The 20,084-nt window shown below is 62.6% G+C and carries 21 protein-coding genes; 10 read left to right on the top strand and 11 right to left on the bottom strand.

Annotation, left to right across the window (positions count from 1 at the left end):
* Positions 1-4 precede the first annotated feature (4 nt).
* From AC3WVQ_RS08390 to AC3WVQ_RS08375, 4 genes are all read right to left on the bottom strand, one after another.
* On the bottom strand, positions 5-1,075 hold the full coding sequence (locus tag AC3WVQ_RS08390; RefSeq protein WP_492382923.1) for a DUF2865 domain-containing protein: 1,071 nt from the start codon (positions 1,073-1,075) through the stop codon (positions 5-7).
* A gap of 164 nt (positions 1,076-1,239) precedes the next feature.
* On the bottom strand, positions 1,240-1,884 hold the full coding sequence (locus AC3WVQ_RS08385) for an acyl-homoserine-lactone synthase (RefSeq protein ID WP_034795052.1): 645 nt from the start codon (positions 1,882-1,884) through the stop codon (positions 1,240-1,242).
* Positions 1,885-2,024: 140 nt separating this feature from the next.
* A complete protein-coding gene (locus tag AC3WVQ_RS08380) occupies positions 2,025-2,762 on the bottom strand; it encodes a helix-turn-helix transcriptional regulator (RefSeq protein WP_034795050.1) in 738 nt (245 codons plus the stop codon).
* Between the two features lie 270 nt (positions 2,763-3,032).
* Positions 3,033-5,345, bottom strand: a complete 2,313-nt coding sequence (locus AC3WVQ_RS08375) for an NADP-dependent malic enzyme (protein ID WP_034795048.1) — start codon at positions 5,343-5,345, stop codon at positions 3,033-3,035.
* A gap of 173 nt (positions 5,346-5,518) precedes the next feature.
* Here AC3WVQ_RS08375 and AC3WVQ_RS08370 point away from each other — a divergent pair, with 173 nt between their 5' ends.
* Together AC3WVQ_RS08370 and AC3WVQ_RS08365 are read left to right on the top strand one after the other, a co-directional pair.
* Complete coding sequence (locus AC3WVQ_RS08370) at positions 5,519-6,358, top strand: UDP-2,3-diacylglucosamine diphosphatase (protein ID WP_090293892.1); 840 nt, start codon at positions 5,519-5,521, stop codon at positions 6,356-6,358.
* 97 nt (positions 6,359-6,455) lie between these two features.
* The gene (locus AC3WVQ_RS08365; RefSeq protein ID WP_090293891.1) at positions 6,456-7,676 is read left to right on the top strand and encodes an MFS transporter; all 1,221 of its coding nucleotides are present in this window, start codon (positions 6,456-6,458) and stop codon (positions 7,674-7,676) included.
* Here the strand turns inward: AC3WVQ_RS08365 and dgcA are convergent.
* Complete coding sequence (dgcA, locus tag AC3WVQ_RS08360) at positions 7,628-8,611, bottom strand: N-acetyl-D-Glu racemase DgcA (RefSeq protein ID WP_034795044.1); 984 nt, start codon at positions 8,609-8,611, stop codon at positions 7,628-7,630. The two genes, AC3WVQ_RS08365 and dgcA, sit on opposite strands and share 49 nt — an antisense overlap.
* 260 nt (positions 8,612-8,871) lie before the next feature.
* Here dgcA and AC3WVQ_RS08355 point away from each other — a divergent pair, with 260 nt between their 5' ends.
* From AC3WVQ_RS08355 to AC3WVQ_RS08340, 4 genes are all read left to right on the top strand, one after another.
* Positions 8,872-9,999 (top strand): ABC transporter permease, encoded by a 1,128-nt coding sequence (locus AC3WVQ_RS08355; RefSeq protein WP_051659332.1) that lies wholly within the window; start codon positions 8,872-8,874, stop codon positions 9,997-9,999.
* 22 nt (positions 10,000-10,021) lie between these two features.
* Positions 10,022-10,831, top strand: a complete 810-nt coding sequence (locus AC3WVQ_RS08350; RefSeq protein WP_060520788.1) for an ABC transporter ATP-binding protein — start codon at positions 10,022-10,024, stop codon at positions 10,829-10,831.
* A gap of 82 nt (positions 10,832-10,913) precedes the next feature.
* Positions 10,914-12,284, top strand: coding sequence for an MlaD family protein (locus AC3WVQ_RS08345; RefSeq protein WP_034795040.1), 1,371 nt, complete (start codon positions 10,914-10,916; stop codon positions 12,282-12,284).
* Positions 12,285-12,370: 86 nt separating this feature from the next.
* Complete coding sequence (locus AC3WVQ_RS08340; protein WP_034795038.1) at positions 12,371-12,985, top strand: ABC-type transport auxiliary lipoprotein family protein; 615 nt, start codon at positions 12,371-12,373, stop codon at positions 12,983-12,985.
* Positions 12,986-13,001: 16 nt separating this feature from the next.
* Here the strand turns inward: AC3WVQ_RS08340 and AC3WVQ_RS08335 are convergent, their stop codons facing one another.
* Positions 13,002-13,274 (bottom strand): BON domain-containing protein, encoded by a 273-nt coding sequence (locus AC3WVQ_RS08335; RefSeq protein ID WP_060585030.1) that lies wholly within the window; start codon positions 13,272-13,274, stop codon positions 13,002-13,004.
* Between the two features lie 153 nt (positions 13,275-13,427).
* On the opposite strand from AC3WVQ_RS08335, the gene AC3WVQ_RS08330 reads away from it, so the two are divergent.
* Entirely contained in the window at positions 13,428-13,604 is a 177-nt protein-coding gene (locus AC3WVQ_RS08330) for a hypothetical protein (protein WP_156400740.1), read from the top strand.
* Between the two features lie 143 nt (positions 13,605-13,747).
* Here AC3WVQ_RS08330 and hemF read toward each other — a convergent pair whose 3' ends face one another.
* Positions 13,748-14,659 (bottom strand): oxygen-dependent coproporphyrinogen oxidase, encoded by a 912-nt coding sequence (gene hemF, locus AC3WVQ_RS08325; protein WP_060585032.1) that lies wholly within the window; start codon positions 14,657-14,659, stop codon positions 13,748-13,750.
* Between the two features lie 211 nt (positions 14,660-14,870).
* Between hemF and AC3WVQ_RS08320 the strand changes: the two genes are divergently transcribed.
* The gene (locus tag AC3WVQ_RS08320; protein WP_089044125.1) at positions 14,871-15,131 is read left to right on the top strand and encodes a hypothetical protein; all 261 of its coding nucleotides are present in this window, start codon (positions 14,871-14,873) and stop codon (positions 15,129-15,131) included.
* Between the two features lie 85 nt (positions 15,132-15,216).
* Here AC3WVQ_RS08320 and AC3WVQ_RS08315 read toward each other — a convergent pair whose 3' ends face one another.
* Both AC3WVQ_RS08315 and soxR read right to left on the bottom strand, forming a co-directional pair.
* A complete protein-coding gene (locus AC3WVQ_RS08315) occupies positions 15,217-15,456 on the bottom strand; it encodes a hypothetical protein (protein WP_089044124.1) in 240 nt (79 codons plus the stop codon).
* 52 nt (positions 15,457-15,508) lie between these two features.
* Positions 15,509-15,979, bottom strand: a complete 471-nt coding sequence (gene soxR / locus AC3WVQ_RS08310) for a redox-sensitive transcriptional activator SoxR (protein WP_034795010.1) — start codon at positions 15,977-15,979, stop codon at positions 15,509-15,511.
* A 77-nt stretch (positions 15,980-16,056) separates the two neighbouring features.
* On the opposite strand from soxR, the gene AC3WVQ_RS08305 reads away from it, so the two are divergent.
* Positions 16,057-16,632, top strand: a complete 576-nt coding sequence (locus AC3WVQ_RS08305; RefSeq protein ID WP_034795007.1) for an NADPH-dependent FMN reductase — start codon at positions 16,057-16,059, stop codon at positions 16,630-16,632.
* A 75-nt stretch (positions 16,633-16,707) separates the two neighbouring features.
* Here AC3WVQ_RS08305 and AC3WVQ_RS08300 read toward each other — a convergent pair whose 3' ends face one another.
* Positions 16,708-17,169: a tRNA (cytidine(34)-2'-O)-methyltransferase gene (locus AC3WVQ_RS08300; RefSeq protein ID WP_060600804.1), complete on the bottom strand. Its 462-nt coding sequence runs from the start codon at positions 17,167-17,169 to the stop codon at positions 16,708-16,710.
* Between the two features lie 6 nt (positions 17,170-17,175).
* Positions 17,176-17,748 (bottom strand): GNAT family N-acetyltransferase, encoded by a 573-nt coding sequence (locus tag AC3WVQ_RS08295; protein WP_090293889.1) that lies wholly within the window; start codon positions 17,746-17,748, stop codon positions 17,176-17,178.
* A gap of 412 nt (positions 17,749-18,160) precedes the next feature.
* Here AC3WVQ_RS08295 and AC3WVQ_RS08290 point away from each other — a divergent pair, with 412 nt between their 5' ends.
* Complete coding sequence (locus AC3WVQ_RS08290) at positions 18,161-20,014, top strand: ABC transporter ATP-binding protein (protein ID WP_089044122.1); 1,854 nt, start codon at positions 18,161-18,163, stop codon at positions 20,012-20,014.
* Positions 20,015-20,084 lie beyond the last annotated feature (70 nt).

Here is a 20,084-nt window from a genome sequence, read left to right as displayed (position 1 = left end):
CCGATCAATTCTGGACCGGCTGATAGGCCGGTCCCTTCGGATGCTTGAGGTCGATGGCGGTTTCTTCCTGCGGCAGGTAGGTCGGGCCGACGACGCGAACCTTGTTCTTCGACGGATCGTAAGGCCGCTCTTCGGCCGGCGCCTTGGCGGTATTGCTCGCCGCTTCCGGCTTCTTGGTCTCGATGACGATGATCGACGACTGGTCGTCACCGATCTTCGTTCCGTTTGCCTTCGGTGTGGTCGAGGCGGTCTGGGGTATCTGGCAGCCGCACTGGCCGGGTTTTCCGACGGCGCGGGTGCGATAGGCAAAGGCGTTGGGCATTTCGGTATAGGGACGGCCGGTCACGGCCGAGACCATCTTGTCGCTCTCTTCCGTGTTGAGGTCGTGAAAATAGAGCTCGGTCTCAGCCCCCGGGCAGCGCGCCCGACAGGCCTGCTCGTCGCGCGGGAAATCGGCCGGCGTCGCATCCGAAGAAACCGGGAAAAAGGCGCCGTCGCAGGTGCGCACGCACATGGTTCTGAGCGTGCCGCTATAGTAGCGCTCCTGCGGCGCGTAGCCGTCTTCGCCTCGGCCGAGCATCGGGCCGTAGGCGTCTTCCGGCGGCAGGTCGGCAACGATGTTGCGGTGGCTTTCCGGCACGTCCGGTTCCACGCTTGCGAACTCCTCGCGGTCGCCATAGCAACCGTTGATCTCCAGCGCGGCGAGGATGCGTCGCCGGCTGTCGTCGCTGCCGCCGGCGACGATCTGCTCGCGCTCGGACTTCAGCATGCGCAGATTGTCTTCCATCTCGGCGATCAGGCTGTTGAGGCCGTAGCAAGTGTCGGGGTCGCCGCCGTCGAAGCCAATGGCGTTGCCGCCACTGCAACCCGCGCGGCGGCGGTCGTTCTTTGCCCGCCGCAGCTCGATATTCTGCCGCGAGATCGCGCTTGCGTAGTCGCGCGCATCGGCATTGCTGGCGACGTAGTCAGGCAGTTGCACGAGCCGCGCGTTCAGTCGGTCGCAGGCCGTCGATGCCAGTGACGGACCGGCACCGATCACAACCAGAGGCACAAGGGCCGCAGCGACGTGTTTCATGCGCGTGAACACGGGCGAAAGTCTCTTCCTGTTGCCAGGTCGGCGCCGACCTTCTGCGGGTGGCTGCCAGCGGCATTCCTGTTTCGCCTCCATCATAGAGCTTGTCGGTGATCGTGCAACGACAAGCGACGGTTTGCGTTAACAGCGCAGATCGACTGATGCGCTTAGGCGGCGCGGGCGGTTTCCAGCGACATCGGACGTTCGAGCACGGTACCTTCGATGGCAGCGACCGCCTTCATCCGCGTGAGCAGATCCGGCGTTACTTCCCAGGCGACGGCAACCGCGAAAACGGAGCCGATGCGATGCGGTTCGGCGATACGCTCGCCCGGGCATCCCATGCGCCGGAACATGCGCTCCAGGAACACATCCGTCACCGTGACGATGTGGCTGATGCCGGAAGCAAGGCCCAGCTCGCCGACGCCGCACATCAGTTCGGCGGCCGCGACCGTCACCTGGTTCGAGGCGCGGTCCTGCGAGATCTCGGGCTCGATGCAGAAGCGGCTGGATTCCCAGACCGAAGCGCTGCGGATTTCCGGATTATCGCCGAGCAGGATCGGGAAGGTATCGTCCAGCATGTTTGGGCCGAGTGTCGGCAGGAGGCGAAGCGCGCCGCGCAGCCGGCCGGTATCGGGCGCATAGGACAGGACGTAGAGCGGGTTTGCCTGGTCGTAGTTGTCGATTTCCCAGTCGCCTTCGGTCTGCACGTCCCATTTCAGGAAGTCGTGGAAGACGCGCTTGCGCAACCGGAACATGTCGTCGACGGCCGCCGGGTGTTGTGCGCGGGTCTTTCCGTTCAGGATCCTGATCATCGTTTTCTCCATCCGAGTTTGGGGATGGGGCGATGCTGTCAGGCTCGCGGCGGTTGCGTAACTGTCGCTAGCGACAGTTCAAATGCGCGATATTTGCCACTAGATTTCGAGGGGTTTCGGTGGAGGCGTATTGTCGGGTGTCAAACGGAGGGTATCAGAGCGTGTCGTACGGCCTGTGCCACAGCCTGAGTGTTGGAAACGACATTCAGCTTGCGTCGCGCATTGGTCATGAAGAAGCGCACGGTGCGCTCGGAAATGCCGAGGATCGTGGCGATTTCCCAATAGCTCTTGCCGGCGGCGGCCCAGGTCAGGACCTCGGTCTCGCGGCCGGTCAACCGCATCTCTCGGGTCGAAATGCTGCCGGCCATGGCGCCGTGCTCCAGCATGGCGGCATGGAAGAGATTGGCGGCCAGCTGGAAATCGCGCAGGTGATGGCGGCGATAGGTCGTCCATTCGCCGGCTGTCATGTTGACGTTGATTGCGAGCAACGCCATGCGCCCGGCGGGCGAGGGCAATGGCAAGGCGACGCCCTCAGTGGATATGCCGATTTCCTGGGCTGCCTGGAACAACGGTTCGCATTCCGGGAAGCGATGCCGCGCCATCGTCCATTCCACCGGCCGCACGCCGCCAAGCGCCAGCTTCAGGATCGGATCGATCCGGTGAAGGCTGCGGGCATGGTAGATCTCGGCAGCGTAGGCGCCGAAGGTGTGATGCAGCCGGCAAACCTTGAGCTCGTCCGCATAGGGCTCCGCTTCGAGATAGAGAAGATGGGCAATGCGGAAGGTTCGACGCATCAATGTGAAGAAATGAGCGGGCTCGACGCAGCCGCCACATTCCAGGATTTCCAGCATGTCGAGGACAGCCTGCTGCTCAGTCATGCCACAACACCGAATCTCGTCCGAGGCCCCAGCATGGTTAGAGGTTCACCTTTTGTCCAGCGCAAACTTTCCCGATTGGTGTATAAGACCAATTGCGCACGCCTTGATTGTGGTCGTCGATCGGCCGCGTGACAGGGGCTGATTCGCGGGTGATCTGCAAAACCAGCGATGCCGCGCCTGAAGCAGGCGCGACATCCGGATACGGTTTTGCCGGCGCCGGCATGGCGCCCGAATGCAGCGAAGACCGGTGGCGATCTCCGCGTTGCCATCTCAACCCGGATGGCTGGCTTCGACCACCGCCAGAGCCGCCATGTTGACGACGCCGCGTGAGGTGACGGACGGCGACAGGATATGGGCCGGAAGCGCCGAGCCGAGCAGGATCGGGCCGACATGCAGGCTGTCGGTCATGGTCTTGACGACACCGAGCGTGATGTTGGCGGCATCGAGATTGGGGAAAACCAGCAGATTGGCTTCGCTCGACAGGCTGCTGTCCGGCATGACGCGCTGGCGCAACGCTTCCGAGATCGCCGCATCGCCGTGCATTTCGCCGTCGACCTCGAGATCGGGCGCGAGTTCCCGCACGAGCTGCAGCGCCGTGCGCATCTTGGTGGCGCTCTCCGAATCGCGCGAACCGAAGTTCGAATGCGAGACGAGGGCGGCGCGTGGAGTGATGCCGAAGCGGCGGATTTCCTGTGCCGCCATGACCGTCGTCTGGGCGATCTCTTCGGCGCTCGGGCAGTAGCTCACATAGGTGTCGGTGAAGAAAGTTGCGCCGCGCTGCGAGATCAGCAGGCTCAAGGCCGAGAAATCGAGCACGCCGTCGCGCTTGCCGATGATCTGCGATACGTCGCGCAGGTGCTTGCTGTAGCGCCCTTCGACGCCGCAGATCAACGCATCGGCTTCGCCGCGCTTGACCGAGAGCGCGCCGATGACGGTCGTGTTGGTGCGCACGATCGTGCGGGCGGCTTCCGGGATGACGCCGAGACGGCCGACGAGGGCAAAATAGTCCTCGACATAGTCGCGGTAGCGCGGATCGCCTTCGGGGTTGACGACCTCGAAATCGACATCCGGACGGATGCGCAGGCCATAGCGACGCAGGCGCGTCTCGATGATCTGCGGACGGCCGATCAGGATCGGTCGGGCCGTGCCTTCTTCGAGCAACACCTGGGCGGCGCGCAGCACGCGTTCGTCTTCGCCTTCGGCAAAGATAACCCGGTTCTTCTGGGCGTTCTTGGCGGCGGCAAAGACGGGCTTCATGATGAAGCCCGAGCGGAAGACGAAGCGGTTCAGCTTGTCGAGATAGGCGTCATAGTCCTGGATCGGACGGGTGGCGACGCCGCTTTCCTCGGCTGCCTTCGCAACCGCCGGCGCGATACGCAGGATAAGGCGCTGATCGAACGGCGAGGGGATCAGGTAGTCCGGGCCGAAGACCGGGGTCTCGCCGGAATAGGCGCGGGCGGCAACATCGGAAGGCTCTTCGCGGGCAAGACCGGCGATGGCGCGTACGGCCGCCATCTTCATTTCTTCGTTGATCGTGCTTGCGCCGCAGTCGAGCGCGCCGCGGAAGATATGCGGGAAGCAGAGAACGTTGTTGACCTGGTTCGGGAAGTCCGAGCGGCCGGTGCAGATCATCGCGTCCGGACGGGCTTGGCGGGCGGCTTCCGGCATGATTTCCGGCGTCGGATTGGCGAGCGCCATGATCAGCGGCTTTTCGGCCATCTGCGCCAGCAGTTCCGGCTTCAGGACGCCGGCGGCGGAAAGGCCGAGGAAGACGTCAGCGCCGCCGATGCTGTCGGCAAGCACGCGGTTGCTGCTATCCTGCTCGTAGACGGACTTCCATTCGTCCATCAGTACCTCGCGGCCCTTGTAGACGAGGCCTTCGAGGTCATGGACCCAGATGTTTTCGCGCTTGGCGCCGAGCGTCACGAGAAGGTTGAGACAGGCGAGTGCGGCGGCACCTGCGCCCGAGGTGACGATCTTGGCGGTCGCGATGTCCTTGCCGGCGAGTTCGAGGCCGTTGAGGATGGCGGCGGCGACGATGATCGCAGTTCCGTGCTGGTCGTCGTGGAAGACCGGGATCTGCATCTTTTCACGCAGGCGCCGCTCCACCTCGAAACATTCGGGCGCCTTGATGTCTTCAAGGTTGATGCCGCCGAAGGTCGGCTCGAGCGCCGAGATTACGTCGACCATGCGCTCGATGCTCGACGCGTCGATTTCGATGTCGAAGACGTCGATGCCGGCAAATTTCTTGAAGAGGACGGCCTTGCCCTCCATGACGGGCTTGGAAGCCAGCGGACCGATATTGCCGAGACCGAGGACGGCCGTGCCGTTGGAGATGACCGCGACCAGGTTGGCGCGCGCTGTGTAATCGGCGGCTGTTTCCGGATTGTCACGAATGGCGATGCAGGGGGCTGCAACCCCTGGCGAATAGGCAAGCGCCAGGTCGCGCTGGTTGCCGAGCGGCTTGGTGGGCTGGATTTCGAGCTTTCCCGGGCGTGGGTAACGGTGGAAGAAAAGGGCCTGCTGGTCGATGTCGCCGCTGGCCGGACCGGTATGGGATTTCGTCTTGTCGCCCGTATTCATGCTCTCACATTCCTCATTCGTGGTCGTGCCTTTTGGCATGAATTCGAAGCGAGGTACAGTTTTGCAGTGCTGATTTCAGCGGGGGGACCGGTGACGCAATGTTGATGTCATCTTCCTGAAACACGAGTCTGGTTTCACGAAGGCAGAAAGCATAACCTGAAGACGAGGCTCGCATGATGGCGGCGCAGCAAGACAACTCCGTACGAAAGCTCAGGACGTTGTTCATCTCGGACATCCATCTCGGCTCGAAGGCCGCCAAGACCGACTACCTGCTCGACTTCCTGCGGCATCATGAAGCGGAGACGATCGTTCTGGTCGGCGACATCGTCGACGGCTGGCGGCTGAAGCGCAGCTGGTACTGGCCGCAGAACTGCAACGACGTGGTGCAAAAGCTCCTGCGCAAGGCGCGCAAGGGCGCCCGCATCGTTTACATCCCCGGCAATCACGATGAATTCCTGCGCGACTTTCCGGGCGTGCATTTCGGCGGCATCGAGGTGGCGCAACGCTACATGCACGAGGGGGCCGACGGCCGTAAATATCTCGTGCTGCACGGCGACGAATTCGACGTCGTCGTGCGCAACGCCCGCGTGCTCGCCTATCTCGGCGATTGGGCCTACGACACGGCGATCGCCATCAATATCGGGCTTGCTGCGGTCCGCCGACGTCTCGGCATGCCCTATTGGTCGTTCTCGTCCTGGGCGAAGCTCCAGGTCAAGCACGCCGTCAACTTCATCGGCGAGTTCCAGAAGGTGGTCGCCGAGGAGGCGCGCCGTCACGATGCGCAGGGCGTGATCTGTGGTCATATCCACCATGCTGTCATCGAGGAGATCGGCGACATCCGCTACATCAACACCGGCGACTGGGTGGAAAGCTGCACGGCGATTGCCGAGCACCACGACGGCACGATGGAACTGATCACCTGGCACCAGATGCGCGGTGGCGCCAGCGAAGGCGAAGCCTCTGGCGAAGCGGACAAACTGCTCGCCCAACTGCTGACCCAGCGCGCGGCCTGACCTTCGCGGCGCAGCGATATTCCTGTCGCGAAAACTAGGTTATGGCGAGGGGCGCCCGGCTCGTGCTAGAGATCGGGCACAGCCATCAGGTCAGACGATGATTCCCTTCCAAGCGCCCGCCTATGTGGGCCCTCCGCCGCGCCATTTTGCGCTTCGCATTGCTTTGCTCTTCTGTGCGCCGCTGATCGTCAACGGCTTCGCGATGCCATATTTCCCGATGTGGCTGAGCACGCTGTCGATGAGCGACTTCGAGATCGGCGTCGTTCTGGCGTTGCCGATGTTCGTGCGCGTCATCACGGCGCCGATCGCCGGCGTCATTGCCGATAGGCTCGGCGAGCGGGCGATCGTCCTGATCTGGTCCGGTTTCCTGTCGCTCGCAACGGCCGTGGTTCTGTTCTATTTCCGCGAATTCTGGCCGGTGCTGCTGATCTATACGCTGCAGTCGGCCGTCTATTCTCCCTATGTGCCGATCGTCGAGGCGATCGCGCTTTCAGGCGTGCGGCGCTGGGGCTTCGACTACGCCCATATGCGGCTCTGGGGCTCGGTCGCCTTCATCGGCGCGACGATGCTCGGCGGCTGGATGGTGGGCATCTTCGGCAGCGACATGGTACTGCCGGCGATGGCGATCGGCTTCGGCCTGACGATCATCATGGCCTATGCCGCGCCACGGGTCGGCAAGCCGCGGCGGCCGTCACCGATCACGGCATTGACGGAGCCGCCGCCGAAGTCGCTGCGGCAGCTCGACCTGCAGCTGCTGCTGATCGGGGTGACGCTGGTCAACGCCAGCCACGCGATGCTCTTTGCCTTCTCGGCGATCTATTGGCAGCACATCGGCTACAGCGGTACCGAGATCGGCCTGCTCTGGAGCGCGGGCGTCGCGGCGGAAGTGACGATGTTCATCTTCGCCAAGGCGATCAGCCGCCGTTTCAGCGTCTGGGTGATGATCCTGTCCGGCTGCTTTCTCGCCGTGGTGCGCTGGATCATCTTCCCGATGGATCTCGGCTTCAGCGGCTATTTCATCCTGCAGTGCTTCCACGCCTTCACCTATGCGATCATGCACACCGGCATGCAGCACAAGCTGGTCGAGCGGGTGGTGGAATCACAGGAAGCGTCGGCGCAGGGGCTCTACTTCTTCTATACCGGTATCTTCACCGCGATCTTCACGTTCCTGTCCGGCTATTTCTATGCCTGGTACGGGGTGAACGGCTTCTATTCGATGTCGGTCGTCGCCTTTGCCGGCTGCTGCTTTGCCGTCGCTGCCTGGTATCTTCAACCCCAGAGGCGCGGCTCCGGCGGGAAGACAAGCGAGGCCTCGTAGCGCAGGCCGGGCTCGCGATCCTGCGCCAGCAGCAGCGGCCCGTCGAGATCGACGAAATCCGCGCCTTGAGCCACCAGGATCGCCGGCGCCATCGCGAGCGAACTGCCGACCATGCAGCCGACCATGACCTTGAGCCCGAGCGAGACCGCCTCATCGCGCATGCGCAGTGCCTCGGTCAGGCCGCCGGTCTTGTCGAGCTTGATGTTGACGGCGTCGTAACGCCCGACGAGAGCAGCGAGGTCGCCGGTCGCGTGCACGCTTTCATCAGCGCAGATCGGAACGGGACGGGCGATCGTTGCCAACGCCTCGTCGCGGCCGGCGGGAAGCGGCTGCTCGATCAGGTCGATCCGTTCCTCGGCGCAGATCGCAAAGTGATAGGCAAGCGTTTCGGGCGTCCAGCCCTCGTTGGCGTCGAGGATGATGCGGCTTTCCGGTGCGCCGGCGCGCACCGCACGGATGCGGGCAGCATCATCCGACGTGCCCACCTTGACCTTGAGGAGCGCGCGGTGGGCATATTTGGCGGCCTGCTCGCGCATCGCGTCGGGCTCGGCAAGCGAAAGCGTATAGGCCGTGGTCAATGCTTCCGGTGAAGAAATGCCGGCAAGAACATGGGCCGACTTGTTTTTCTGCTTTGCTTCCAGATCCCACAGCGCGCAATCGACGGCGTTGCGGGCAGCACCCGGCTTCATCGCGCGCTGCAGATCGGCGCGGCTGAGCCCGGCCTCGATGTGGTGGCGGATGGCGGCGATTTCGGCGAGCACCGTGTCGATCGTCTCGCCGTAGCGGCCGTAGGGAACGCATTCGCCGGAGCCCGTATGGACACCGTCTCCGATGCGGCAAGTGACGACGCTTGCCGTCGTCTTGGAGCCGCGCGAGATCGTAAACGTGCCCGCAATCGGGAAATGTTCCACGGTGGCATCGAGGGAAAGTGACATGAAAGCGTCTCCGGCAGGTAATCTGTTGGCCCGGCGTCATAGCGCCGCAACGTTCGGGTGACAGCAAAGGTGCGAGCCGTTATGACGGTGGAAGGATTTACGAATCTTTACACAGTCGTTGCCTCCGGTCGGACGCGCAACAGTCGTGGTAACACTTTAGGTCTGCTGCACAATCTTGTCCTCAAATCTATCGAGATTGGACGAGTTTTGCAGAGGCAAATCGGGATAACAGAAGACACGTGTCGCAAGCCGCCCGCAAGATGACCGCCGATGTCGCGCTGTCCGAGAGTGGCGGCGGGCGAAGCTATGTCTTCACCGGCACCTGGCGGCACGAGACGGCCGAAGCGATGGCAGCAAAGCTCGACGGCCTTGCGCGCAAGGGCGACGGAGCCGCGCAGTTCGATCTGTCCGGCGTGACGGCGATGGATACCGCAGGCGCCTGGATCATCCGCCGCTTCATGACCCGTGTCGTCGGCCCGTCGCGCGACAACGTTCATTTCGCCGAAGGCGGACAGCGCTATGTCGAGCTGATCGACGCCCTGCCGGCTGAACTGCGTTCGCCGGAAAAGAACGGCGAACGGCTGCCGCTGTTTCAGCGAATCTTCGCCCCGGTCGGCGAGGTCATGGCGGCGACGTGGGAAGATATCGTCGCTGCGATGTACATCCTGGGGTCCGCGGTGCGCGGCGCCCAGCTTAAGCTTGGACGGCACAGCGGCGTCTCGCCGGCGGCGATCGTTCACCAGATCGACCGCATGGGCGTGAAGGCTGTGCCGATCATCACGCTGATGTCGTTCCTGATCGGCGCCATCATCGCTCAGCAGGGCGCGTTCCAGCTGCGCTATTTCGGCGCCGAGGTCTTCGTCGTCGATCTCGTCGGCATCCTGCAGCTCCGTGAAATCGGGGTGCTGCTGACCGCGATCATGATCGCTGGCCGCTCCGGCAGCGCGATCACCGCCGAAATCGGCTCGATGAAGATGCGTGAAGAGGTGGATGCGCTGAAGGTGATGGGGCTGAGCCCGGTCGGCGTACTCGTATTTCCGCGCCTCGTGGCGCTGACCGTCGCGCTGCCGCTCTTGACGATCATCGCAAACTTCGCGGCGCTCGTCGGTGCGGCGCTCGTTGCCTGGGGCTATTCCGGCATCACGATCCCAACCTTCCTTGCCCGATTGCAGGAAGCCATCGATTTTTCGTCGATCGCCGCCGGCATGATCAAGGCGCCGTTCATGGCGCTCATCATCGGGGTCGTGGCAGCCGTCGAGGGCTTGAAGGTTGGCGGTAGCGCGGAGTCGCTCGGCCGCCACGTGACGTCTTCGGTGGTCAAGTCGATCTTCGTCGTGATCCTGATCGACGGGCTCTTCGCCATGTTCTACGCGGCCATTGATTTCTGATGCGGAGAACAGCGTGAACCCAATCGAAAAGAGTCACGAGGGGTACCAACCGACCGAGGCGAACGGGCGCGAGGCCGTGCTTTCCGTTCGCGACCTGACGGTCGGTTTCGGCTCCAACATCGTGCTCGACAAGCTGAACCTCGAGATCTACCGCGGCGAAATCCTCGGCTTCGTCGGAGCGTCGGGCACCGGCAAGTCGGTGCTGATGCGCACGGTTCTGAGGTTGCTTGCGAAGCGGTCCGGCAAGATCGAAATCCTCGGCGCGGACTACGATAACATCACCGAGGGCGAACGCATCGCGCTCGACATGCGTCTTGGCGTTCTCTTCCAGCACGGAGCGCTGTTTTCGGCGCTGACGGTGCGCGAGAACATCCAGGTGCCCATGCGCGAATATCTCGACCTGCCGCAGAGCCTCATGGACGAGCTGGCGCGGGTGAAGATCGAGCTGGTCGGCCTTGCGCCGGAGGCGGCGGAAAAGTACCCGTCGGAGCTTTCGGGCGGCATGATCAAGCGCGCCGCACTTGCGCGCGCGCTGGCGCTCGATCCGGACCTGGTCTTCCTCGACGAGCCGACCTCGGGGCTCGATCCGATCGGGGCGGCGGAGTTCGACGAGTTGATCGCCAAGCTGCGCGACACGCTGGGATTGACCGTGTATATGGTGACTCACGACCTCGACAGCCTCTTTTCGGTCTGCGACCGCATCGCGGTTCTCGGCAAGAAGAAGGTCCTGGTCGAAGGCACGGTGGAAGACATGCTGGCCTGCGACGATCCGTGGGTGCAGTCCTATTTCCGTGGCAAGCGGGCACGATCGATCGTGCGGAACGATCAATGAATCTTGAGAAGCCGATTTTGATGCCCAGGCGTCGAGATCGGAGGTAGAGCCGGTGAAGCGGCCACGAAGGTAGTCGGTACGAATGGAAACGAAAGCGAACTACGCCATTGTCGGTTTCTTCACGGTGTTCGTGGTCGCAGCCGCATTCGGCTTCGTCTACTGGATGTCGCAGTATGGCCGTAGCGGCGAGATGATCGAGCTGGTGGTCAACATTCCGGGGTCGGCCAACGGCCTTTCGGTCGGCTCTCCGGTGCGCTTCAACGGCATTCCCGTCGGCACGGTTCGCAACCTCGCGATCGATGCCAACGATCCGCGTTATTCGATCGCGCTGACCGAGGTTTCGGTCGACGCGCCGGTGCTCAAGTCGACCAAGGCGACGCTGGAAGTGCAAGGCCTGACCGGTGCGGCCTATATCGAACTCAGCGGTGGCCACAAGGGCGACGAAAACATCCTGAAGACTGCGATCGAGAAGGGTACGCAGGCGCGTATCCTTGCGGACCAGTCGAGCGTCACCAGCCTGCTCGCGACGGCCGACCAGATTATGGACCGCGCCAACAGCGCCATCACCGACATCCAGGGCTTCGTCACTGACGTGCGCGGTCCGCTGACCAAGACGATCGGCAATGCCGAGACGTTTTCGAATGCGCTCGCGAACAATTCCGGCGCGATCGATGACTTCCTGAAGAGCGTGACGGAACTCTCCGGTTCGGTGAGTGCTGCGTCCAAGAAGCTCGATTCGACTCTGGAATCTGCCGAAACTCTGGTGAAATCGGTGGATCCGAAGAAGATCGATCAGATCGTCTCGAACGTCGAGCAGATCAGCACCGACCTGAAGGCTGCCTCGGGCGGCGTTTCCGAAACCATCGCTGCCTTCCGGCGCACGGTCGAAACCTACGAGCAATTCGGCAAGAACGCCCAGAAGACGCTGGAGCGGGTCGATACGCTGGTCGCCTCGGTCGACAAGCAGAAGGTGGAGCTCGTCGTCAACGACATCACAGCGGCGACGGCGGACGCCCGCAAGACGGTGGCCAACATCTCGCAGTTCGCCGACAAGATCACGGCGCGCCAGCAGGACATCGACCGCACGATCACCGACGTCACGCAGCTGGCAAGCAAGTTGAACGCTTCGGCCAACCGGGTCGACAGCATTCTCGTGAAGGTCGACGGTTTCCTCGGCGATGCGGACGCGCCGTCGCTTTCGGCTGACGCCCGCGCGACGCTCGCCTCGTTCCGCAAGATGGCGGACAATCTGAACGCCCAGATCGGCCCGATTGCGGAGAACCTCAAGCGCTTCTCGAATTCGGGGCTGCGCGACGTCGAGGCGCTCGTCACAGATACGCGCCGCACGGTGCAGAGCCTCGAGAACACGATCTCGACGTTCGACAAGGATCCGCAACGCCTTCTCTTTGGCGGCGAGACGGTAAAGCAATATGATGGCCGCACCCGACGCTGAGTCGGTGGGCACAGCCGGCGTGGGGCCGGGTGGTGTGTTTCGATCGGGAATGCACCGAAGTTGTGTGGGACAAAGGTAACGGCAGTATGAGTTTTCCAGGGCTGGTGGGCGTGCGAGTAGCGGGAGCGTGGCGCTCCGCCCTGATGATCATGCTGGCAGCAGGACTTGCTGGCTGCGGTACCAAAGCGGTCAACGACACCTACAGTCTTTCGGCAAGGCCGGCCGTCGAAGGTCGCGCATCGACCGGCAAGCAGATCCTCGTGCCGGAGCCGACGGCTCTGAAGGCACTCGACAGCGATCAGGTCGTCATCCGCCTCTCCGGCGCGGAACTGCAATATCTCGCCAAGGCTCAGTGGAGCGACCGCCTGCCGAAGCTGGTACAGGCGAAGCTCGTGCAGGCCTTCGAGGACACGGGCAAGATCGGCGGCGTCGGCAAACCCGGCCAGGGCCTGGCGATCGACTACCAGGTCATCACCGAAATCCGCGCCTTCGAGATTTCGACCGAGGGCGCCGACACGGCCAATGTCGAAATCTTCGCCAAGATCCTCAACGATCGCAACGGCACGGTGCTGGCGCAAAAGGCGTTTCGCGCCACGGCCGCGGTCAGGGGCACGGGCAACACGGCCTTCATCAAGGCCATGGATCAGGCCTTCGCCAATGTTTCGGCAGAAATCGTCAGCTGGACGCTCGGCTCCATCTGAGGAGCCGAGGACGCTTCTATCTTGCGGTGACCGTCTCGATCCGGTTGATCACTTCCGCGACGCCTTGCACCTGTTTTGCCGCCTCTTCGGCGCGGAAAACTTCGCCTTCGGTCGCCACGAAACCGGCAAGCACAATGGTGTTGCCTTTGGCGGTAACAGTGACATCGGCTGCATCGAGGCCGGGCGTGACCGCCAGGAGATGGGCGACGCGGCGCTCCAGTTCGGCCGGGTGATCGGCCACCTGCCGCTCCGGTTCATCTCCGTAAAATGTCCGTTTCTTGAAGATCATTGTTTTCACCTCGCTCGACGAAGGTGAAACGCCTGATAGCGGGCTTTGTTCGCCTGTTTCATTCGAAACAGCGGGGTGGGACTGATCCGTGCGATGGCTCGTTTCAGGCGACGGGCGGCTCCGTCGCGGTCGGATTACACGGGGATATACAAAATGCGCAGTTCTTGCTTCGCCATGGCTCTGGCGACGACGATGGCACTTGCCTTGGCCATGCCGGCGAAGGCCGCGAACTATAGCTACGGCTGCAAACCGAGCTGCGTCGTCAAAACCGAACGGGCTTATGGCGCCGACGGTAAGGTCTTCTGGAAGAAGGTGCGGATCTGCAAGTGACGTCAGGGAAGGTCCAAAGATCTTCGTTCGGAACGACCGTGGTCAGTGAGCCACTCATAGGTTCGGACACGCTGTGAATGGTCCGGAGAGAAGCGCGTCTGCGCGGTGGAGCGCTTCTCTCATTTTGTGGACTGCCGGCGAGATTACGGCCAGCGGACCACCGGGGGCAGGGACGACAGGATCGACTCGACATTGCCGCCGGTCTTCAGGCCGAAGATGGTGCCGCGATCGTAGAGCAGGTTGAACTCGACATAGCGGCCGCGGCGCACCAGCTGTTCGTCGCGGTCGTTTTCGGTCCAGGGCGCATTGAAATTGGTGCGCACGATCTTCGGATAGACGATGGCGAACGCCTTGCCGACATCACGGGTGAAGGCGAAATCGGCGTCCCAGCCGCCTTGCTCTTCCGAGGAATGCAGCCAGTCGTAGAAGATGCCACCGGTTCCGCGCGCCTCATTGCGATGGGGCAGGAAGAAGTAGTCGTCACACCACTTCTTGAACTTGGCATGGTCGGCGACCGCATGGCGCCCGCAAGTGATCTCCATCGCGCGGTGGAAGAGCTGCGTGTCGGGATCCGTCATGACGCGACGGCGATCGAGCACCGGAGTGAGGTCGGCGCCGCCGCCGAACCAGTTGCTGGTCGTCACCACCATGCGGGTGTTCATGTGAACGGCCGGCACGTTGGGATTGACCGGATGGGCGATCAGCGAAATGCCCGAAGCCCAGAAACGGGGATCTTCGGCTGCACCCGGGATCTGGCTGCGGAATTCGGGCGAGAACTCGCCGTAGACGGTCGAGGTGTGCACGCCGACCTTTTCGAAGACGCGGCCTTCCATCATCGACATGCGGCCACCGCCGCCCTTGCCATCCTCACGGCTCCAGTCCTTGGCAACGAAGCGGCCGGGGGCGCGGTCAGATAGCGGCCCGGTCAGCTCATCCTCCACCGCCTCGAAGGCGGCGCAGATGGTGTCGCGCAGCCCTTCGAACCATGCACGCGCCTCCGCCTTCTTATCTTCGATGTCTGCGGGGAGCCCCTGGGGTAGCTGCGGTCGTTCCATGAAATTACGTCCTGTTGGCGGGATTTCCCGATGAGATGCCGCCGATTCGATTGAAGTCGCCACAGTTCACACTTTGGCGCTGATGGCAACGGCGGTCCAGCGCTTCGGCCACTCGGTCGCGGCGTGTCCTTGGCCCCGGCGAAACCCGCCTACACAAAGCTCTGGCAAAGGCAGGCTTGCCTCACTATCTTACAATCCAGAGGTATAGCCCATGGCAAGAATACCTGCAGGCCCGCCGCTCGATGGATTGCGGCGGCAGATCGCCCGGCATCGCCGGGAAAATCCGACACGAGGCGACGGCCTTTTCGTGCGGGAAACCTTTCGGCTCAATCGCAGTGCTGCCCGTGCAAAAGCGCGGGAATGGTTCGACACCTGGCCGAAGGCCGCCTACTGGACCGAGGTGGAAAGCTGGCGCCAGCTCGAGGGCGACGAGATCGAGTTTACGATGCGCCGCCTGCCGACCGCGGATTGATCCATCGCCCCTGCCGCTTTTTCAGAGATCACCGGTCACGTCAACAAACGCGCCAGATTCCCTGCGAGCCAAGGTAGCACAGCGCTCAACCTCGATTTCGATCCTGAATATAAATCAGAGTTTTTCCGAGAAGAATCAATAGATTAATGATGGCTACAAGCCCGAGTATCACGGTCCCCAGGGCAAGCGCCAGGAATGTATTGACGACGCATTGCTGATCCCCTGCGGCGCATGCGCGATCGTCAAGATAATAGAACCATGAGAACAGGATGAGAGCGAGAAGAGGAAGGACTATCGCAACTCGACCTCTTAGTTCTGACTTCATCTTCTTTTCCGCACAATGACCATGTGTAGGCACCTTTGGTCGTGGCGGCCGCTCAAGGGTGGCTGTCTTCATCCATGAGCCTTGGGCCGGCGCCTTCCATCGACAGCACGTCGTGCGGATTGCGCAGAGGACATTCGCGCAGCGACAGGCAGCCGCAGCCGATGCAGCTCGTCAGATGGTCGCGCAACGCCATCAGGCTGGCGATGCGTTCGTTCAGCTGTTCGCGCCAGTTTTCGGACAATCTGCCCCAATCCTCGACCGTCAGCGGACGATCGTCCGGCAAAACCGACAAAGCGTCCTGGATCTCCGACAATGGAATGCCGGTGCGCTGCGCCACCTTGATGACGGCGACGCGCCTGAGCACGCCGCGCGGATAGCGGCGCTGGTTGCCGCGGGTGCGATTGCTGCGGATCAGGCCCTTGGCCTCGTAGAAATGCAGGGTGGAGACGGCGACGCCGCTGCGCTCCGCCACTTCGCCCACGGTCAGTTCGCGGCGCAATTCGCTTTGTTTCACAATCGTCATAACGGCTATTGACCTCAACTAATCTTGAGGTTTTATAGCATTGGCTCCATGACTGAGACAACAGGAGCTTGATCCCCATGACTGAGAAAATGACCCTCGCCGTGATCTATGGCAGCGCGCGGCAGGGTCGCTTCTGCGACACGGTCGCCAATTGGCTGATCCGGGAACTATCGGCTTCCGACACCTTCTCGCTGACGATCATCGACCCGGCGCGGCTCAGAACGTCGCGCGGCCTTGGCGCGGCGGTCAATCCCGGCGAATGGCTGGAGCGCAAGATCGCCGAGGCGGATGCCTTCATCGTCGTTACGCCCGAATACAACCACGGCTACCCGGCGGCGCTGAAGGAACTGATCGACTCTGTCTACGAGCCCTGGCACGCAAAGCCGGTCGCCTTCGTCTCTTACGGCGGCGCCTCGGGCGGCATTCGCGCGGTCGAGCAATTGCGCCAGGTGTTTGGAGAGTTGCACACGGTGACACTGCGCGACGGCGTGGCCTTCCCGAAGGCGTGGTCGAAGTTCGATGCTGCCGGCAACCTCTATAAACCGGAGGAGCTCCGCGCGCCGCTGTTTTTGATGATGGATCGCCTGACCTGGTGGGCGCGGGTGCTGAAGCAGGCGCGCAAGAGCAAACCTTACAACGAAGTCGCGGCGTAACGTTGGAGACGAGGGCTCTCGGCCGGGCCCTCAAAGGCTCGGCCTGCCGCCAAGGAGACGGCTATGGAGACGGTATCAAATCGGCGAAACCTGCCGGATCGCTTCGCCCGCAATCATCGCGGCGGAGATCGCGATGTTCAGCGAGCGCTGGCCGTCGGCCATCGGAATGAGGATGCGGCCATTGGCGCGCTCGTGCACGTGATCGGGCACGCCGGCGCTTTCCCGCCCGAAAAGCAGGATGTCGTCTGGGCGGAAATCATAGCGCGTATAGGGCAGGGCAGCCTTGGTGGAGGCGAGCACCAGCCGACGTCCGCTCGCCGAGCGCCACTCTTCGAAGCGCTCCCAGTTGACGTGACGAGTGAGCGCCACCGACGCGATGTAGTCCATGCCGGCGCGCTTCAGGTTTCGGTCGGAGAGGTCGAAGCCGGCCGGCTCGATCACATCGACCGAAAGCCCGAGACAGGCGGCCATGCGCAGGATCGTGCCGGTATTGCCGGGAATATCGGGCTGGTAGAGGGCGATGCGCAGATTGCTCACGTCAGGTTACTCGTTTCCGGGGGCGTTGCGCCGCGTATCGAAATCCGCAGCCAGGATGCCCATCATGATGTCGTCGTGCCACTCACCGTCGATCAACGCCGATTCGCGTTCGCGGCCCTCGATCGAGAAACCGGACTTGAGATAGGCCGTAATCGCCCGCTCGTTGAAGGCGAGGACCCTCAGCGAGACCCGATGAAGGGCAAGTTCGTCGAAGGCATAGGCCAATACCCGCTTGATGACCGCCGTGCCAAGACCCTTGCCAAGGCGACACGGATCGAAAATGCCGATGGCGAAGTTCGCGCGGCGATCGGCGCGGTTGATGTTGTCGAGCCGCACTTCGCCGACGAGGCCGTCCTGATCGATGATCCAGGCGGCCGGATGTTCGGCGATGCGCGTTACCCAGGCGGCCGCTTCACCGTGGCCGAAGAGGCCGGGAAACGACCTGCCCGCACCGAACATCCGGTAGATATCCGGATGGCGGCCGAGCCTCGGGCGCGCGTCTGCGTCACCCTCGCGGGGGCGCCGCAGGAGAAAGCCGACACTTTGAAGGTCAGGAGGCGTGTCCGATGAAGCGATCATCCTTGTTCTCCGCCGCGAAACGTCCGGCGCTGCTTGCTTTTGAGGTCGCTCATATTGCCTGCGCTAATCTGTGCCGAAACGGCAACAGCGGTCGGAGCGATGAAAAATTGGGCAAGAAAGTGCCTGCGACAATCTGGCATGCGAGCGCGAATAAGGGTAGAGATCGGACCTCTTCAACGCGAACCGACGGAGGCAAACATGAATGTATTGATGTTGACACGCCTTCCTGGAGTAGTGGGCCACCGTTTGGCCTGACCGGTTCCGCGACCTATCTTTTAACCGAGATCGACGCGCTTCCGGGACTCCGGAAGACGAAGCCCTTTGCGGGCTGCATTTCCGGACTGACTTTTTCATCATAAGAATGCGGGGCGAAATCCCGCTTTCCTTCAAAATACTCTGAAGGAGCAATGTTATGTTTGGCTGGTTTGAATCCCGCCTCAATCCCTATCCGCCGGAGGAGCCGACGGTTCCGCCGAAGACTCTGTTCGGCTTCTGCTGGCACTACTCCAAGCCGGCTGCGCCGTGGCTCATCATCATGTCCGTCTGTACGGCGCTGATCGCCATTGGCGAAGTGGCGCTGTTCCAGTTCCTCGGCAACATGGTGGACTGGCTGTCGAGCGCCGACCGCGAGAGCTTCCTCGCCGCCGAAGGCGGACGGCTGTTCTGGATGGGTGCGCTCGTCCTCATCGGCCTGCCGGGCCTCGTGGCGATCGATTCGCTGATCATGCATCAGGTGCTGCTCGGCAACTATCCGATGATCGCCCGCTGGCAGATGCACCGCTACCTGCTGCGCCAGAGCATGACCTTCTTTGCCAACGAGTTCGCCGGACGCGTGGCAACGAAAGTCATGCAGACGTCGCTAGCCGTGCGCGAAACCGTGATGAAGATCCTCGACGTCTTCGTCTATGTCGTCAGCTACTTCGTCACGATGCTCGCCGTCGTCGCCACCGCCGACTGGCGGCTGGTGATCCCGCTCGGCATCTGGCTGGCGATCTACATCTGCATCGTCAGCTATTTTGTGCCGCGGCTGCAGAAGATCTCCAAGGAGCAGGCGGACGCGCGCTCGATGATGACCGGCCGGATCGTCGACAGCTACACCAATATCGGTACGGTCAAGCTGTTCTCGCATGCCGGCCGCGAGGAAGGCTATGCGCGCGACGGCATGGACGGCTTCCTCGACACCGTGCATCGCCAGATGCGCAAGGTGACGCTGTTCCACGTGCTGGTCTATGCCAACAACAGTATCGCGCTCTTTGCGATCGCAGCGCTTGGCATCCATCTGTGGCTGACGAGTGCGATCTCCGTCGGCGCGATCGCGATCGCCGTCGGCCTTGCGATGCGCATCAACGGCATGTCGCAGTGGATCATGTGGGAAGTCTCGGCGCTGTTCGAGAATATCGGCACGGTCTATGACGGCATCGGCATGATGACCAAGGCGCACGACATCGTCGACGAGCCGGACGCCAAGGCGCTGACAGCGGACAAGGGGGCGATTGCCTTCGACAACATCCGCTTCCACTACGGCAAGGCCAAGGGCGTCATCGATCACCTGTCGCTCGACATCAAGCCGGGTGAGAAGATCGGCCTCGTCGGTCGCTCGGGTGCGGGCAAGACGACGCTGATGAACCTGCTGTTGCGCTTCTACGACCTGGAGGACGGTGCGATCCGGATCGACGGCAAGGATATTTCCACCGTCACACAGGACAGCCTGCGCTCGCAGATCGGCGTCGTGACGCAAGACACCTCGCTCTTGCACCGCTCCATTCGCGACAACATCGCCTATGGCCATCCGGAAGCGGACGACGAGGCGATCATTGCGGCGGCCAAGAAGGCGAACGCCTGGGACTTCGTCCAGGGGCTCGAGGACAACCAGGGCCGCAAGGGCCTGGACGCCCAGGTCGGCGAACGCGGCGTCAAGCTCTCCGGCGGCCAGCGCCAGCGTATCGCGATCGCGCGCGTGTTCTTGAAGGACGCGCCGATCCTGATCCTCGACGAGGCGACCTCGGCGCTCGATTCCGAAGTCGAACAGGCGATCCAGGAGAACCTGTTCGCGCTGATGGCCGGCAAGACGGTGATCGCGATCGCCCACCGCCTGTCGACGCTGACGGAGATGGACCGGCTGGTGATCCTCGAGGCCGGCCGCATCGTCGAGACCGGCTCGCATGCCGAGCTCGTTGCCCATGGCGGTCTCTACGCCGACCTCTGGTCTCGCCAATCGGGTGGCTTCATCGCCGACGACGTCGAGAAGGAAGAGGCCGCAGAGTAAGCAACCTGAGGCCCGCCGTTCGAAAGAGCGGCGGGCCTCTTTGTTAGACGTTACGCATTTGTAATCTGCA

It is taken from the genome of Ensifer sp. EB106-05-01-XG146 (assembly GCF_058791875.1).
Note: the sequence above shows the minus strand (reverse complement) of the source record. Positions and strands in the feature narration are given on the sequence as shown.

What these genes read in the sequence shown, in the direction of transcription:
- AC3WVQ_RS08335 (WP_060585030.1), bottom strand. Translation starts at nt 13,274, where the DNA reads ATGATCTTCAAGAAACGGACATTTTACGGAGATGAACCGGAGCGGCAG.
- AC3WVQ_RS08340 (WP_034795038.1), top strand. Translation starts at nt 12,371, where the DNA reads ATGAGTTTTCCAGGGCTGGTGGGCGTGCGAGTAGCGGGAGCGTGGCGC.
- AC3WVQ_RS08295 (WP_090293889.1), bottom strand. Translation starts at nt 17,748, where the DNA reads ATGATCGCTTCATCGGACACGCCTCCTGACCTTCAAAGTGTCGGCTTT.
- AC3WVQ_RS08390 (WP_492382923.1), bottom strand. Translation starts at nt 1,075, where the DNA reads ATGAAACACGTCGCTGCGGCCCTTGTGCCTCTGGTTGTGATCGGTGCC.
- AC3WVQ_RS08315 (WP_089044124.1), bottom strand. Translation starts at nt 15,456, where the DNA reads ATGAAGTCAGAACTAAGAGGTCGAGTTGCGATAGTCCTTCCTCTTCTC.
- dgcA (WP_034795044.1), bottom strand. Translation starts at nt 8,611, where the DNA reads ATGTCACTTTCCCTCGATGCCACCGTGGAACATTTCCCGATTGCGGGC.
- hemF (WP_060585032.1), bottom strand. Translation starts at nt 14,659, where the DNA reads ATGGAACGACCGCAGCTACCCCAGGGGCTCCCCGCAGACATCGAAGAT.
- soxR (WP_034795010.1), bottom strand. Translation starts at nt 15,979, where the DNA reads ATGACGATTGTGAAACAAAGCGAATTGCGCCGCGAACTGACCGTGGGC.
- AC3WVQ_RS08380 (WP_034795050.1), bottom strand. Translation starts at nt 2,762, where the DNA reads ATGACTGAGCAGCAGGCTGTCCTCGACATGCTGGAAATCCTGGAATGT.
- AC3WVQ_RS08385 (WP_034795052.1), bottom strand. Translation starts at nt 1,884, where the DNA reads ATGATCAGGATCCTGAACGGAAAGACCCGCGCACAACACCCGGCGGCC.
- AC3WVQ_RS08370 (WP_090293892.1), top strand. Translation starts at nt 5,519, where the DNA reads ATGATGGCGGCGCAGCAAGACAACTCCGTACGAAAGCTCAGGACGTTG.
- AC3WVQ_RS08290 (WP_089044122.1), top strand. Translation starts at nt 18,161, where the DNA reads ATGTTTGGCTGGTTTGAATCCCGCCTCAATCCCTATCCGCCGGAGGAG.
- AC3WVQ_RS08345 (WP_034795040.1), top strand. Translation starts at nt 10,914, where the DNA reads ATGGAAACGAAAGCGAACTACGCCATTGTCGGTTTCTTCACGGTGTTC.
- AC3WVQ_RS08320 (WP_089044125.1), top strand. Translation starts at nt 14,871, where the DNA reads ATGGCAAGAATACCTGCAGGCCCGCCGCTCGATGGATTGCGGCGGCAG.
- AC3WVQ_RS08365 (WP_090293891.1), top strand. Translation starts at nt 6,456, where the DNA reads ATGATTCCCTTCCAAGCGCCCGCCTATGTGGGCCCTCCGCCGCGCCAT.
- AC3WVQ_RS08355 (WP_051659332.1), top strand. Translation starts at nt 8,872, where the DNA reads ATGACCGCCGATGTCGCGCTGTCCGAGAGTGGCGGCGGGCGAAGCTAT.
- AC3WVQ_RS08330 (WP_156400740.1), top strand. Translation starts at nt 13,428, where the DNA reads ATGCGCAGTTCTTGCTTCGCCATGGCTCTGGCGACGACGATGGCACTT.
- AC3WVQ_RS08305 (WP_034795007.1), top strand. Translation starts at nt 16,057, where the DNA reads ATGACTGAGAAAATGACCCTCGCCGTGATCTATGGCAGCGCGCGGCAG.
- AC3WVQ_RS08375 (WP_034795048.1), bottom strand. Translation starts at nt 5,345, where the DNA reads ATGAATACGGGCGACAAGACGAAATCCCATACCGGTCCGGCCAGCGGC.